The 15,956-nt window shown below is 49.2% G+C and carries 13 protein-coding genes; 10 read left to right on the top strand and 3 right to left on the bottom strand.

Going from position 1 to position 15,956, the window contains the following annotated elements; genetic code table 11:
- The first annotated feature begins 1 nt into the window (after position 1).
- The 10 genes from ACWJJX_RS04890 to ACWJJX_RS04845 all read left to right on the top strand — a co-directional run bounded on the left by ACWJJX_RS04890 (position 2) and on the right by ACWJJX_RS04845 (position 13,723).
- Complete coding sequence (locus tag ACWJJX_RS04890; RefSeq protein WP_454022783.1) at positions 2-3,805, top strand: non-ribosomal peptide synthetase; 3,804 nt, start codon at positions 2-4, stop codon at positions 3,803-3,805.
- A 74-nt stretch (positions 3,806-3,879) separates the two neighbouring features.
- Entirely contained in the window at positions 3,880-4,260 is a 381-nt protein-coding gene (locus tag ACWJJX_RS04885; protein ID WP_058906078.1) for a DUF1360 domain-containing protein, read from the top strand.
- Between the two features lie 121 nt (positions 4,261-4,381).
- The gene (locus ACWJJX_RS04880) at positions 4,382-5,920 is read left to right on the top strand and encodes a glycoside hydrolase family 10 protein (RefSeq protein ID WP_454022782.1); all 1,539 of its coding nucleotides are present in this window, start codon (positions 4,382-4,384) and stop codon (positions 5,918-5,920) included.
- Positions 5,921-6,060: 140 nt separating this feature from the next.
- Positions 6,061-7,203, top strand: coding sequence for an acyl-CoA dehydrogenase family protein (locus ACWJJX_RS04875; RefSeq protein ID WP_058906076.1), 1,143 nt, complete (start codon positions 6,061-6,063; stop codon positions 7,201-7,203).
- Between the two features lie 44 nt (positions 7,204-7,247).
- Positions 7,248-8,888: an AMP-binding protein gene (locus ACWJJX_RS04870; RefSeq protein WP_454022781.1), complete on the top strand. Its 1,641-nt coding sequence runs from the start codon at positions 7,248-7,250 to the stop codon at positions 8,886-8,888.
- A 21-nt stretch (positions 8,889-8,909) separates the two neighbouring features.
- Complete coding sequence (locus tag ACWJJX_RS04865) at positions 8,910-10,259, top strand: acetyl-CoA carboxylase biotin carboxylase subunit (protein WP_021493381.1); 1,350 nt, start codon at positions 8,910-8,912, stop codon at positions 10,257-10,259.
- Complete coding sequence (locus ACWJJX_RS04860; RefSeq protein ID WP_003153900.1) at positions 10,256-10,468, top strand: acetyl-CoA carboxylase biotin carboxyl carrier protein subunit; 213 nt, start codon at positions 10,256-10,258, stop codon at positions 10,466-10,468. Before ACWJJX_RS04865 ends, ACWJJX_RS04860 begins: the two co-directional genes overlap by 4 nt.
- A 15-nt stretch (positions 10,469-10,483) precedes the next feature.
- Entirely contained in the window at positions 10,484-11,383 is a 900-nt protein-coding gene (locus ACWJJX_RS04855) for a hydroxymethylglutaryl-CoA lyase (RefSeq protein WP_003153901.1), read from the top strand.
- Between the two features lie 13 nt (positions 11,384-11,396).
- Positions 11,397-12,176, top strand: a complete 780-nt coding sequence (locus tag ACWJJX_RS04850; RefSeq protein WP_077722414.1) for an enoyl-CoA hydratase — start codon at positions 11,397-11,399, stop codon at positions 12,174-12,176.
- Positions 12,177-12,193: 17 nt separating this feature from the next.
- Positions 12,194-13,723 carry an acyl-CoA carboxylase subunit beta gene (locus tag ACWJJX_RS04845; protein WP_058906071.1) on the top strand — a complete coding sequence of 510 codons (1,530 nt, stop codon included), beginning with the start codon at positions 12,194-12,196 and terminating at the stop codon, positions 13,721-13,723.
- Positions 13,724-13,777: 54 nt separating this feature from the next.
- Here the strand turns inward: ACWJJX_RS04845 and ACWJJX_RS04840 are convergent, their stop codons facing one another.
- The 3 genes from ACWJJX_RS04840 to ACWJJX_RS04830 form a co-directional block, all read right to left on the bottom strand.
- Positions 13,778-14,368, bottom strand: a complete 591-nt coding sequence (locus ACWJJX_RS04840) for a DedA family protein (protein WP_003153904.1) — start codon at positions 14,366-14,368, stop codon at positions 13,778-13,780.
- 74 nt (positions 14,369-14,442) lie between these two features.
- Positions 14,443-15,336 (bottom strand): UTP--glucose-1-phosphate uridylyltransferase GalU, encoded by an 894-nt coding sequence (galU, locus tag ACWJJX_RS04835; protein WP_146276890.1) that lies wholly within the window; start codon positions 15,334-15,336, stop codon positions 14,443-14,445.
- A 6-nt stretch (positions 15,337-15,342) separates the two neighbouring features.
- Entirely contained in the window at positions 15,343-15,750 is a 408-nt protein-coding gene (locus ACWJJX_RS04830) for a GtrA family protein (protein WP_102422655.1), read from the bottom strand.
- Positions 15,751-15,956: the final 206 nt, after the last annotated feature.

The following is a 15,956-nucleotide window of genomic DNA, read 5'->3' as shown; positions in this document are numbered from 1 at the left end:
CATGGACAAAACAAAAAATATCCAAAATATTTATCCCCTCAGCCGAATGCAGGAAGGAATGCTTTTTCATTCCTTTCTGCAAAAGGAGGGGGCTGCATATATCGAGCAATCCGTCTTCACCATAAAAGGCCGGCTTCGTCCGGAATTGTTTGAGCAAAGCGTACAGTCTGTCATCAGCCGTCACGATATTTTCAGAACGGTTTTTTTACCTCATGTCGCTCAGCTGAACGGCCCCCGCCAAGTCGTGCTGCGTGAGCGGGAATTCCGGCTGCACCGCGAAGATCTTACACATTTGGATGAAGCGGAACAGAGCGCCTACTTACAGCGATTTAAGGAACGTGACCGCTTAAAAGGCTTTGACTTGCAAAAGGATATGCTGATGCGTGTGTCTTTGTTTAAAACGGCTGACGAAAAATATGTATGCGTCTGGAGCCACCATCACATCCTTATGGACGGCTGGTGCCTCGGCATCGTCCTTCAGGAATTCATGCATATGTACCGGGCGATTGAATCAGGCTCACCCGTCACACTGGCGCCCGCAAAGCCTTACAGCACGTATATTACATGGCTGACTGATCAGGACAAAGACGCGGCTTCTGAGTATTGGAAAGGATATTTAGCAGGCTGCGAGACACCCTCAGGACTCCCGAAAATATCGGCCCGTCCCCAGGAAAAAGGCTACCGTAAGAAAGAGCTCCTGTTTTCTTTAGATCAAAATCTGACAGACAGACTGAAAACCATCGCCAAAGAAGAGGGCGCTACGCTCGCGGTTCTTATGCAGACTGTATGGGGCCTGATGCTGCAGCGCTACAACCGGACGGACGATGCCGTATTCGGCGCCGTCGTATCAGGGCGGCCTTCCGTCATTGACGGCGTGGAAAGCATGATCGGGCTGTTTATCAATACTGTGCCGGTACGCATTAAAACGGGTGACGAAAGCTTTAGAGAACTGCTGGGCCGCTGCCAGAAAGAAATGCTTGATTCAGAGGCGTTCAGTTATCATCCGCTTGCTGACATCCAATCTCAGACTGAGCTGAAACAGGATTTAATCGACCATATCATCGTGTTTGAAAATTATCCGATTCAGCAGCAGATGAGAGACGCGGAAAAGGAATCGGATGCACCGTTCCGGATCGGGAATGTCAATGTTTCGGAACAATCGGGCTACGATTTTAACCTCATCATAGCGCCCGGCGATGAGCTGATCATCAAATTCAGCTACAATGCGAACGTTTATGACGAAGTATGGATAGAGAGCGTAAAAGGACACTTGGAAGAGGCGCTGCGCGGCGCCGCCTTCAATCCCGATGTTCCCGCTGATCGGCTTCCGATGCTCGGACAAAAGGAAAAATCAAGAATAATCGGCGAATTTAATGACACGAAAACAATTTATGAAAGAGACGAAAGCATCATCAGCCTGTTCAGCCGACAGGTGAAGAAAACCCCGGACCATCAGGCGCTTCACGCCGGCGGGCTGACGATGACGTACCGGGAGCTCGATGAACGGTCAACTGCGTTCGCCCGCATCCTGCTGGAAAACGGTTTGGCGCCAAAAGGAATTGCCGGGATTCTTGCCGAACGCTCACCGGAATTTATCATCGCTGTTCTCGCTGTATTGAAAGCGGGAGGGACGTACCTTCCGCTCGATGCAGAACTGCCATCCGACAGGATCGCCGAAATGCTCACTGAGAGCGGAGCACAGCTGTTAACGGTACAAAAAGGGATTGAGACTGACATTGACTTTTCTCACATCATCTCTATCCCGGCTGCAGCTGAAAAACAAACCGCTGAGGCGGGTAAACTGAATACCGTTACGTCACCTGGTGACCTTGCCTATATTATGTATACATCCGGTTCAACAGGAAAACCGAAGGGCGTGATGATTTCCAACCGCAACGTCGTATCGCTCGTGTCAAACAGTAATTACACGTCAGCCGGCACGACGGACCGTCTCATTCTGACAGGATCCATCGGTTTTGACGCAGTGACGTTTGAAATCTTCGGAGCGCTATTGAACGGAGCGTGCCTCCATGTGGTTGACCGTACGACAATGCTTGCCCCTGAGAGGTTCGGCAATTATCTTTCTTCCAACCGTATTACGATTCTGTTTTTGACGACGGCGCTTTTTAACCAGTTTGCCCAGGCGGATCCGGAGATGTTTTCCGGATTGCACACCTTATATGTCGGCGGAGAAGCATTGTCCCCGGCGCTCATCAATAAGGTCAGACACCGCTGTCCGAATCTCAGCCTTTATAACATATACGGACCGACGGAAAATACGACATTTTCCACCTTTTACGAAATCAGGCACGATTTTTCTCAGCCGATCCCAATCGGAAAACCGATCAGCAATTCAACCGCGCATATCATTGATAAAAATGGCGGACTTGCGCCGATCGGCGTGCCCGGTGAGCTTTGTGTCGGCGGGGACGGGGTTGCCAAAGGCTATTTAAACAGGCCTGACTTAACAAGTGAAGCATTTGTCAGCCACCCGGTTCATCCTGAAGAAAAGATCTACAGAACAGGGGATTTGGCACACTGGCTGCCTGATGGAAGCATCGGATACATCAGCCGTATCGACCGTCAATTCAAGATTCGCGGGAAGCGTATCGAGCCGGCCGAAATCGAAGCGCGGCTGACTGAAATTGATGGAATCAGGGAAGCGGCAGTCATCGTGTCAGACGAAGGACAAGAAGCAACCCTTTGTGCGTATTATACAGGCGCACATGCTGAAGAAAGAGCCATTCGATCCCTATTGGCCAGGTCGCTTCCCGACTATATGATTCCGCAGTATGTGATGAAGCTTGACCGTATGCCGCTTACCGCAAACGGCAAAGTGGACCGCCGCGGGCTGCCTGCGCCGGAACGGAAAAAAGCTTCATCAAAAGCCGTTCCGCCACGAAACTGGGTAGAGCGTGAGCTGATCGACATTTGGACGCCGATCCTCGGCTGCGGGGAGCTGGGCATACAGGATGACTTCTTTGAGCTGGGCGGCCATTCTTTGAAAGCATTGCAAGTGATTCATCAGCTGAAGACCAGGCAGCAGATGGACATCCCGATTGAAATGATATTTGAATATCCGACAATTGAACAATTGGCTGAAAAGCTGTATTCAAACACACTGTCAGAAGCTGCCGAACAGCATATCAGCAGACTGAATCAGCCGAAAGGCCGCAATCTTTTCTGTTTTCCGCCTATCTCAGGTTTCGGCATTTTCTTTAAAGATCTGGCGGCGGCATTAAATGGACGGGCTGCTGTGTACGGTTTTAACTTTATTGAAGAAGACAGCAGAATGGAACAATACATTGATAAAATGCTGGAAATCCAGCCGGAAGGCCCTTATATCCTCTTCGGATATTCAGCGGGCGGCAATACGGCATTCGAGGCTGCAAAAGCGATGGAAAAGCGCGGCTTAGAAATCAGCGACGTCATTATCGCAGACGCGTACAGAAAGCTTGACGCACTGCCGCAGCAGCCAACAAACGCAACAGCCGAAAATGTCCCGGAAGCCGTCAGGGAAGCGGTCATCAGAAAAACAGAGCGCTATCAAACGTACTGGGCGGAACTGATAAATGACGGCCAAATTGCGGCAAACCTCCATTTTATCGAGGCCGGCTTAAAGGAAGAGCACAATGCTGAGCCTGAGCCGAAGAAATGGGAAGGCGCCACAATGGGACTCTACCAGGAATATCAAGGCGAGGGAGCCCATAAAGATATGTTTGAACCCGCCTTTGCACAGCAAAATGCTGAGGTCATACTGGACATCATTGCAAACAGCGGAAGACGCTTGGCGCGGAATCTGTAACATCCGGCAGAATGACTGAAGAAGACAAAGGGCAAGATAGGGGAATCAAACTCAGTTTTTTTGGAGGCTTTGAGATGACGAACCTATCTTGGCTTACGTATGTAATGATTATTCTTGCCAGCTACCGGCTGACCCATTTGATCGTATTTGATAAGATTACGGAATTCATAAGAAAACCCTTTATAAAGCAAGAAAAAACCGTCGATCAAAACGGGCGCGCCGTCCAAAAAAAAGTCCCTTCCTCCGCATTCGGTTATATGCTGCAATGTTATTGGTGTGCGGGCATCTGGTGCGCCATATTAATTGGCATCTGCTATTTGGTCTGGCCCCGCTATGCACATCCGGTTATTTTCATTTTGTCCATTGCCGGAGCGCAGGCCATTCTTGAAACATGCGTCGGCGTCGGAACGAAGGTCATTGACGTGCTCGCCGCCATAAAACATAAAAAGTCCTGAAGCGTGTTGATTCGCTTTAGGACTTTTTTCTTTCCCTTTTAGGCTGAGAGGAGCAAAGCAGGCTTTCTGATTCACCGCCCGGAATGCTTCGGAATACCGTAAAGCAGAGAGGGGGAAAAACATGAAAAGCTGCCGTTTTAGCATGATATGGTTTTTGGCCGTTGTACTGACAGCCGGCATCTTTACGTTCTCAGCATCCGCACAAGCAAGCGGCACTCAGCCGGAGAGAGAAATGAGAGCCGTCTGGATCGCGTCTGTCACTAATATCGACTGGCCCTCTAAAAAAGGGCTGTCACCGGAAGAGCAAAAAAGAGAATACAGCAAGCTGCTGGATGACGTTCAGGAGATGGGGATGAACGCCGTTATCGTCCAAATTAAGCCTGCGGCTGATGCTTTTTATCCATCAGATTACGGGCCTTGGTCAGAGTATCTGACAGGAACACAAGGCAAAAATCCCGGCTACGACCCGCTTGCTTTTTTAGTTGAAGAGACACATAAACGGAATCTTGAATTTCACGCTTGGTTCAATCCTTACCGGATCACGATGAATCACACAAATTTGAATGCGCTTTCAGACGATCATCCCGCGCGTTCCCATCCGGACTGGGTCGCTGCATACGGAAAACAGCTGTACTATAATCCTGGAATTCCGGAAGTAAGACAATTTATAACGGATGGAATCAAAGAGGTGGTCAGCCGTTATGACATTGATGCGGTTCATATGGATGATTATTTTTATCCTTATAAAATTGCCGGACAGGAATTCCCCGATCAGGCGGAATACGAACGGTACGGAAAAGCTCACTTTGCATCAATTGATGACTGGCGCAGGGATAACGTCAACCGGCTTGTAAAAGAAATCAACGAAACCATCAAACGAGAAAAACCTTATGTCAAATTCGGAATCAGCCCGTTCGGCGTATGGAGAAATGCCGCAGATGATCCGACAGGCTCCGAAACGGCCGCCGGGGTGCGGAACTACGATGACTTATATGCTGATACAAGAGAATGGATCCAAAAAGGATACATTGATTACATCGCACCGCAAATTTACTGGAGTATCGGATTTAAAGCGGCGGCATATGACGTCTTAGCGGATTGGTGGGGAAAAGAAGTGAACAATCGGCCGGTGCATTTATATATCGGGCAGGCTGCTTATAAAATCAACAACAATACTGATCCGGTCTGGGCCGACCCGGGGGAATACGGAAGACAGATTACTCTAAACAGAGGATCAGCATGGATAAAAGGCAGCATGCATTTCAGTTTAAAGGATTTAAACCGTAATCCGCTCGATGTGAAAAACCGTTTGATCAATGACATGTACAGCCGGCCCGCATTAATTCCCGAGATGCCTTGGCTCGGACATTCCGCTTTAAAAAAACCGGCTGTCAAACGGGCGGAGAAGAATGCTTCAGGCCATACACTCTATATCGAAGATGCGAAATCCAACGGTAAAAAAACGGCTTATTACGCCATTTACCGCGCAGAAAAGGGAAAGCAGCCTTATTTAGTGGATACAGTCAGAAAAACATCGTCACGGACTCAGACATTTTCAGATACTGATATTCGGGCGAAAGAAGCCTGCACCTATATCGTTACTTCCGTTGACAGGCTTCACCATGAGAGCCGTCCCTCCGCAAAACGGACGATTAAATAGCCATTATTAATAAAACTGACAGTTGCCGCGCTGTCAGTTTTTTTGCGATGGATGAGTCCGAATGTTCAGACTTTATTTGGATGGAATGAATAAAGACCCCCATTAATAAAATGTAGAAAGCAGCAGAAGGAGGAAGGTTAATGAATTTTCAACTGACAAAAGAACAACAGATGGTGCGCGAAATGGTCAGAGATTTCGCCAAAAATGAAATTGCCCCGAAAGCCCATGAGGTTGATCAATCAGCCGTCTTCCCGATAGACACATTTAAAAAAATAGGCGAACTCGGGCTGCTCGGAATTCCGTTTCCGGAAGAATACGGCGGGGCGGGCGGTGACACCATTTCATATGCAGCAGCGGTTGAAGAAATCGGAAAAGCCTGCGGCAGCACGGGGCTGAGCTACGCGGCAGCCGTGTCACTCGGCGCAAGCCCATTATACTATTTCGGTACTGAACAGCAAAAGCAAGAACATCTTATTCCGCTTGCTTCGGGAAAAGCGCTCGGATCATTCGGGCTGACAGAGCCGAATGCCGGTTCAGATGCCGGCGGTACCCAGACAAAAGCCGAGAAAAAGGACCATGACTATGTGATAAACGGAGAAAAATGCTGGATCACAAACGCAAATTACGCCCGCACGGTCATTGTCACCGCCGTTACGGGAAAGAACTCCGCCGGAAAACCGATCATTTCAGCTCTCATCGTCCCGACAGACACACCGGGATTTACGATCACAAATCCGTACGACAAGATGGGTGTGAGAGGCTCGGATACGGCCGAGCTTGTGCTGGAGGATGTCAGGGTGCCTGCCGATAACCTGCTCGGTGATCCTGAAAAAGGTTTTAAACAATTTTTATATACATTAGACGGCGGGCGGATCTCGATTGCGGCACTGGCTGTCGGTATCGCTCAAGGCGCACTGGAGGCGTCGCTGTCATATGCGAAGGAACGCAAGCAGTTCGGCAGTCCGATATCGTCATTTCAAGCCATTCAATTTAAGCTGGCCGATATGGCGATGGAAATTGACCTTGCCAGACAAATGGTGCTTAAAGCGGCATGGCTGAAGGATCAAAATCTGCCATTTACGAAAGAAGCGGCATTCGCCAAGCTTTATGCTTCAGAAATGGCCGTCAGAACATGCCTTCAGGCCATCCAAATTCATGGCGGTTCCGGTTATATGAAAGAATGCGGTGTCGAACGTATGCTTCGTGACGCAAAGCTGATGGAGATTGGCGAAGGAACGTCAGAAATTCAAAGAATGGTCATCGCAAGACAGCTTTTGAAGTGAAATGAAAACGTTTACTAAGACAGGGATGGAAGGGGGCAGGTCATATGGCTGAACTTATCCATTTAACAGCCGGAAAGCTGCTTGAGCGGACCGCGGAGCTTTTTCCGGATCACGAAGCGGTTGTTTACCCTGAGCGCGGCCTTCGTTATACGTATGCCGAGTTTGACCGGTTATGCCGGCAAACCGCAAAAGGGCTGATGAAGCTGGGAGTTAAAAAAGGAGATCATGTGGCCATATGGGCATCCAACATACCGGAATGGCTCGCGGCGCAATTTGCAACGGCGAAAATCGGCGCCGTTCTGGTCACCATCAATACAAATTTTCAAATCGCAGAACTCGATTACCTGCTGGCACATTCAGACGTCTCGGCCCTGATAATCATGGATTCCTACCGGCAGACATCTTATGTTGAGATGGTGAATAAGCTGATTCCGGAGCTGAAAACTTGTGAGCACGGCAGGCTGCGTTCGAAACGTTACCCCTTTTTACGGACGGTGTTATATATCGGTGATAAAAGCCCGCCCGGGATGCACCGCTGGGATTCTTTGCTGAAGGAAGGCGAAGCTTTAACGGATGCAGCGCTTGACGGAAGGATGGACAGCCTGAAAAAGGATGATTGCATTCATATGCAATATACATCAGGTACGACCGGATTTCCGAAAGGCGTCATGCTCTCACATTTTAATATCGTAAATAACGCGGCCAATATCGCAGAATGCATGAAGCTTACTTCAAGTGACCGTTTATGTATTCCCGTGCCGTTTTTCCACTGCTTCGGGTGTGTGCTCGGCGTGCTGGCATGTGTTTCCGCGGGTGCGGCGATGATTCCGATCGAACAGTTTTCTCCGCCGGCCGTTCTGAAAACGGTGGAGCAAGAAGCCTGCACGGCTCTGCACGGTGTACCGACGATGTTTATCGCCCTCCTAAATGACAGCCGTTTTTCTGAATATGATCTTTCCCACGTCCGAACCGGGATTATGGCAGGCTCGCCATGTCCGGCGGAAGTCATGAGGGAAGTGATCGGCAAAATGGGAATGACCGGCATTACCATTGCCTACGGACAGACCGAAGCATCACCTGTCATTACGCAGACAAGAACGGATGATTCATTTGAAAGAAGAGTGGAAACAGCGGGGCGCGCGCTTCCCCATATCGAAGTCAGAATCGTTCGGCCCGGAACATCCCAAGAAGCCGACCGGGGTGAACAAGGAGAGCTCTGCACCCGCGGATATCATGTCATGAAAGGCTATTATAAAAATCAAGAAGCGACCGAAGAAGCGATAGACAAGGACGGCTGGCTGCATACCGGTGATTTGGCTGTCATGGACGAGGACGGGTACTGCAAAATCACGGGCCGTCTGAAAGACATGCTGATCAGGGGCGGCGAAAATATCTATCCGCGCGAAATTGAGGAAATGTTATATCGGCATCCCGCAGTGGCAGACGTTCAGGTCGTCGGCGTGCCTGATCCGAAATACGGAGAAGAGGCCGCGGCGTGGGTCAGGCTCAAAGACGGACAAACCGCTTCCGCAGAAGACATCAGAACCTTTTGCAAAGAACATATCGCCCGCTATAAAGTCCCCAGGTATGTTTTGTTTACAGATGAATATCCAATGACAGCCTCAGGAAAAATTCAGAAATTCAAGCTGCGGGAAAAAACGATTGAAGAGCTCAAGTTAACTTAATGAAAAAGGAGTGCTTCACATTTGTTTAAAAAAGTCCTGATTGCCAACAGAGGAGAAATCGCCTTAAGAATTATCCGCACCTGCAAACGCCTCGGCATCCCCTCGGCAGCTGTGTATTCAGAAGCCGACCGGGACGCGCTGCATGTAAAAGCGGCTGATGAGGCCTATCCGATCGGTAAATCGAGAGTAAATGAAAGCTATTTACATATCGACAGAATCATAGAAGCCGCCAAATCCGCCGGAGCGGACGCCATTCATCCGGGCTACGGGCTGCTGTCAGAAAACAGCCTGTTCGCCGAACGCTGCCGGAAGGAACAAATCACATTTATCGGCCCGCCCGGTGATATCATCGCCAAGATGGGCAGCAAGATAGAGGCCCGAAAAACGATGCAAAAAGCAAAGGTCCCGATCGTTCCCGGTGTTTCAGAACCGTTGCCCGATGTACACTCGGCCTTAGCCGAGGCCCGCGCCATCGGCTTTCCGGTCATGCTGAAAGCGTCCGCTGGAGGCGGCGGAATCGGCATGCAGATCGTACATTCAGAAGAAGAGCTGGCCAAAGCGTTCGAAGGCAATCAAAAGCGGGCCGCGTCCTTTTTTGGAGACGGCGCAATGTATATGGAAAAGGTCATTGAAAATGCCCGTCATATTGAAATTCAGATTCTCGCAGATTCTTTCGGAAACACCGTTCATCTGTTTGAACGTGACTGTTCAGTACAAAGGCGCCACCAAAAAGTGATAGAAGAAGCGCCGTCGCCGTTTGTTGACGATGAATTAAGACAAAGACTCGGTGAAACCGCCGTTAAAGCCGCTAAATCGATCGGCTACCAAAATGCAGGCACAATAGAATTTCTCGTCGACCAAAAGAAACAAATCTATTTTTTAGAGATGAACACAAGACTGCAGGTGGAGCATCCGGTGACAGAAGAAATTACAGGACTGGATCTTGTGGAAGAACAGCTGAAAATCGCCGCCGGGCAGGCGCTGACTTTCTCGCAGAAAGATATCAACCACCGCGGTCATGCGATAGAAGTGCGGATCTATGCGGAAGATCCGGTCACCTTTTACCCGTCACCCGGTACCATCTCGTCTTTTTCCGTTTTAAGACACCCGTCAGTGCGACACGAATGCGCCGTCGAAAAGGGAAGCGTCATTTCTCCGTTTTACGATCCGATGATTGCTAAAATGATCGTCACGGCGAATACGAGAAAACAAGCCATTGAACAACTGAAAACCGCCCTTGGCGAATATCATGTAGAAGGGATTAAAACCAACATTCCGCTGCTGACAAAAATTGCCCATTCAGAAGTGTTTGAAAAGGGTGAGGCAACAACCGGTTTTTTACAAACAATGAACGAGGGGGCGTCAAAATGAACGTCATAAAAATTCAGATGGCGGGAAACCTGTGGAAAATTCATGTGAAGCCCGGTGATGTCATTGAAGAAGGACAGGAAGTGGCCATCTTGGAATCTATGAAAATGGAAATTCCGATTATCGCTGATGCAGCGGGTACGGTGAAAGAAGTGAAAAAATCAGAAGGTGATTTCACTGATGAAGGAGAGGTCCTGATTGAACTTCAATAAAACGGGAGGTGCAGCATGAACTGTCCGAAACATGTCCGCATCAATGAAGTAGGACCGCGTGACGGCTTGCAGAATGAATCGGCGTGGGTGGAAACAGAAGATAAGATTGAGTGGATCAATATGCTGTCAAAAACAGGACTTCCCTATATCGAAGTGACATCATTCGTGCATCCGAGATGGATTCCGGCTCTTCGTGACAGCCTGGACGTCGCAAAAGGCATTGCCAGATCTGAACATACGGTCTACGCGGCTCTCGTTCCGAACCTCATCGGACTGGAGCATGCTGCAGAAGGCGGAATCGATCAGGCATGTGTATTTTTATCTGCAAGCGAAACCCATAACCAAAAAAACGTAAACAAACCGATTGACCGGACCGTTCAAGAGCTCAGGCGGGTTATTACTGAAGCAAAAGCTGAAAAAATGGAGACGAGAGCTTATCTGTCCACTGTGTTCGGCTGTCCGTACGAACAGAACGTGCCGGTCGAACAAGTCATCCGCCTGTCAGACACCCTGCTCGAAATGGATGTTGATGAAATATCGCTCGGCGACACAATCGGCGCGGCAAACCCCTTGCAGGTCATAGCCGTGCTTGAAGCCCTTTTGCCGAGAATTCCCGCCTCAAAAATCGCACTCCATTTCCATGATACAAGAGGAACGGCTCTAGCGAATATCATTCCCGCTCTTGATATGGGGATTACATCCTTCGATACTTCCTCAGGCGGGCTTGGCGGCTGTCCGTATGCTCCGGGATCAGCAGGAAACGCCGCCACAGAAGACGTCATTTATATGCTCGAACAAATGGGGATTGATACCGGGACGGACATGAATAAACTTCTTTATGCCGCCGGCTGGATCGCGGATAAAATAGGCAAAGATCTGCCAAGCAGAAACCTGCAGGCATTCAGAACGAAATGAGAAAGGAGAAGCCATGGGAGATTGCGTCTTGTATTCCGTCTGTCAAGAAACGATCGGTCTGATCACGCTGAACCGCCCGCATGCGGCCAACTCACTGTCATCAGAAATGATTGATCATTTACAGCGTGTGATTGAAGACATCAAAAACTCGCCATCCATTCGCTGTGTCATTCTCACCGGCTCCGGAAACACATTTTGCGCCGGCGCTGATTTAAAAGAGAGAGCGGGGATGAATCATGAACAAGTTAAGCAAAGCGTCAGGCGTATCGGTGAAACGGCTGCATTCATTGAAGCTCTCCCGCAGCCGGTCATTGCAGCGCTGAACGGAACCGCTGTCGGAGGAGGCCTTGAACTCGCTCTCGCCTGCGATATCAGAACAGCCGTCAGCCGGGCGGGCCTCGGCCTTCCTGAAACAGGGCTTGCAATCATTCCCGGGGCGGGCGGAACGCAGAGACTGCCCCGGCTTATCGGTCCCGGCGCGGCAAAAGAATTGATCTATACCGGCCGAAGGCTTTCTGCCGAAGAGGGAAAAGACATGAAACTGATCGAGCATGTTTGTGAAGCCGATGAACTTATGGAAAAAGCAAAAGCACTGGCCGGCCGCATCGCCGCTAATGGACCGATCGCCGTCAGACAAGCAAAATCCGCGATAAACAAGGGTCTGGAGACAGATCTCAATACAGGGCTCGAAATCGAACGAAAAGCATATGAACAAGTCATCCCTACACTTGACAGAGAAGAGGGCCTGCGCGCTTTTAAAGAAAAAAGACCCCCTGAATACAAAGGAAAATAAAACATGGAGGGACTCGGATGGATTACGAAAAAGAACGGCAGACACGCAGCAAAACGATTGAAAAGGGAGGAGCCGCGAAATATCATGCAAGCAACGAAAAGAAGGGAAAACTTTTTGTAAGAGACAGGCTGAAGCTTTTATTCGATGACGGCATATCCGTTGAAGACGCTTTTTTCGCCGAGTGCATGTCAGACGGACTGCCGGCTGACGGGGTCGTTACCGGGATCGGAACCATCGGCGGCAGAACCGTTTGTGTGATGGCAAACGACTCAACCGTAAAGGCGGGCTCGTGGGGCGCGAAAACGGTGGAAAAAATCATCCGCATTCAGGAGACGGCGGAGAAGCTTCAGTGTCCGCTCTTGTACTTAGTCGATTCCGCAGGTGCGAGAATTACGGATCAGGTTGACATGTTCCCGGGCAGAAGGGGAGCCGGCCGCATCTTTTATAATCAAGTAAAGCTGTCGGGCCGCATTCCGCAAATCTGTTTATTGTTCGGTCCTTCCGCTGCAGGCGGCGCTTACATTCCGGCCTTTTGCGACATTGTCATTATGGTCGAAGGCAATGCATCCATGTACTTAGGTTCCCCGCGCATGGCAGAAATGGTGATCGGCGAGAAAGTATCGCTTGAAGAAATGGGCGGCGCCCGTATGCATTGTTCCGTATCAGGCTGCGGTGATCTCCTCGCCCCGACGGAACAGGAAGCAATCTTGATGGCGCAGACATATCTCAGCTACTTTCCGGCAAATTATACTGAAAAAGCGCCCGTCAACAAATCTAAGAACCCGAAAGCTTTTGAAAAACCGCTCTCAGATGTCATCCCGGCACATCAAAACGCACCGTTCAACATGATGGATTTAATTGAACGTGTTATTGATGAAGACTCATTTTTTGAGATCAAACCGTTATTTGCGCAGGAATTAATAACGGGGCTTGCGCGGATTCACGGACAGCCGGTCGGCATTATCGCCAATCAGCCGCGTGTCAAAGGCGGAGTTTTATTTCTCGATTCGGCGGATAAAGCCGCAAAATTTATCGCTTTGTGCGACGCATTCCATATTCCGCTTCTGTTTTTAGCAGACATTCCCGGATTCATGATCGGAACGAAGGTTGAGCAGGCGGGCATCATCAGGCATGGCGCAAAAATGATCTCCGCAATGGCGGAAGCGACTGTTCCGAAGCTTTCCGTTATCGTCAGAAAAGCCTACGGTGCCGGATTATACGCGATGGCGGGGCCTGCTTTTGAACCGGACTGCTGTTTAGCGCTTCCGACTGCGCAAATTGCCGTAATGGGTCCTGAAGCAGCGGTGAATGCGGTCTACGCAAACAAAATCAGCGAGCTGGCCCCTGAAGAAAGGCCGGCTTTTATTCAAGAAAAGCGTGATGAATATAAGGAAGACATTAACCTTTACCGGCTTGCCTCTGAAATGGTGATTGACGGCATTGTTCCTGCTGATTCCTTGCGGGAAGAACTCAATAAACGCCTCACTGCTTACATGTCCAAACAACTGACATTCACACACCGGAAACACCCCGTATACCCGGTATAAATAAAAAAAGACTGCATAGATCCGGCTCGGCAGCCGTTCTTATGCAGTCTTTTTTCACAGTCTTGATCTCATTTTCTTCACAACAAAATAAACAACAATAAATACGAGAGCCAATATAATGATCGGAGTTGTATACATTCCGGCATAGCTGTCTACGTCTTTCCACTGTCCCCCGAGCTGATACCCGAGATAAACGAAAATGACAGACCACGGAATAATGGCAAGCGTCGTCAATATGACAAACTTGGAAAGAGGCATTTTCGCAAGGCCGGCCGGGATGGAGATCGCATGTCTGACGACCGGGATAAAACGCGCCGAGAACACAACGCCGGCGCCGTAACGGCGAAACCAGTTTTCCGCAACATCAACATGATGCTTTTTCAGAAGTAAGTACTTGCCGTACTTGTCCAAAAACGGCCGTCCCCCATAACGGGCGATCCAGTAAATAAAGCACTGCGCGATCGTTCCCCCGATCACACCGGCGACAATGGCGCCGATAAAGCTGATCGTGCCTTCTGACACCATATAGCCTCCGTAAGCCAGAACGATTTCACTCGGAATGATTTCGATCATTAATCCGAGCGCAATCCCTAAATAGCCCATACTTGTCAGCCAGGATAATATTTCATTAATAAAATTGCCCACACTGTTCACAACCTCTTTATCTTTTTACCCAATTATATGACTGATTGACAAGCAAAATGGTTACAAATTATTTTTTAACGCACGATTTCTTCAGATTCTCTTTTTAACACCTCTTCTAAATAAGCTAAAAGTTTCGGTCTCATTTCTTCCCGCAGAAGCCCGATCTCCGTGCCGGCCTTAAAACAGCCGAACTTATCTCCTATATCAAACCGGCTTCCTTCAAGCTCCCGCGCGTAAATGCTTCGGGTGCGGCATACTTCGCGCAGCGCGTCTGTCAATTGGATTTCGCTGCCCGCGCCTCTTCCGATCGTCTTCAGCGCTTTAAAAATGGCAGGGGTTAATATGTAACGACCCAACACGGCAATATGAGAGGGCGCCTTTTCAACGGCCGGTTTCTCAATCAGATCCTCAACCCGGTACACATGACCGCTCTGCCGCCCCGTCTGTATAATACCATATTTGCTGACATCAGCAGGATCGACGGGCTGTACGCCGATCGTTTCTGTGCCGTGTTGGTTATAGACGTCTATGAGCTGTGAAAGAGCGGGAGTGTCAGATACCATAATATCATCACCTAAGAGAACGGCAAAAGGCTCATCTCCGATAAAATGCTCCGCACACAGCACCGCATGGCCTAGTCCGAGCGGTTCTTTCTGACGGATGTAATGAATATTGGCCAAATCGGCAATCCGCTGCATTTCCTTCAGCGTCTCTGACTTGCCTTTTTCCTCAAGATTGAATTCCAACTCCGCCGACCGGTCAAAATGATCTTCAATCGAGCGTTTGTTTCTCCCTGTAATAATCAGTATATCTTCAATTCCTGACGCTGCGGCCTCTTCGACAATATATTGGATTGCCGGTTTGTCGACGATCGGCAGCATTTCTTTCGGCTGCGCCTTTGTCGCCGGCAGAAATCTCGTTCCTAAACCCGCTGCGGGGATGACCGCTTTTCTCACTTTTTTTCTCATCCATCTTCACTCCTGATCCTGTATGTTTTTCAGCGAATCTCCAAATACCCAGATTCGGTTTCCGATAAAATTCATCATCATTCCGCCGATAGTGGCGGCGAGCTTACTCACCAAAAGCGAACAGCCGCCTTTTTGAAACGCGTACAGCAGCAAAAAGGTGATTCCCGACGCGGCAAGATTAATGATGAGAAAGCGCACGATCTCTTTCCCGCCAGCCTTGCGCTTTACACGAAACGTCCACTTCCGGTTCCACACATAGCTGTTGATGATCCCTGCCGAATAGGAGCAGATCTGCGCCGGCAGATAGGGGACATGGCAAGCGGTGAGAAGAAAGAAGACACCAAAATCGATCAGCGTATTGCCGGCGCCCACGGTGCAAAAACGGCCTGCTGTCTTTACTTTTTCTTTCAGCATAACGGCATCCGGTTTTGACCTCCCTTCATAAGTAAGATGCGGATCGCTGTCCTATTTGTTGATATGGATTACTTTAGCGGACAGTGTTGAATAAACAATTACTAAAATATGAACAAAACATGAAAACGTAATGAGGCTTTGTAAAACCCATTAAGTTAACAGTTTTATAGTTTAGGTTGACATATTACGTGCAAGACACTAATATT

It is taken from the genome of Bacillus sp. YH3-2-B2, assembly GCF_053663335.1.
Note: the sequence above shows the minus strand (reverse complement) of the source record. Positions and strands in the feature narration are given on the sequence as shown.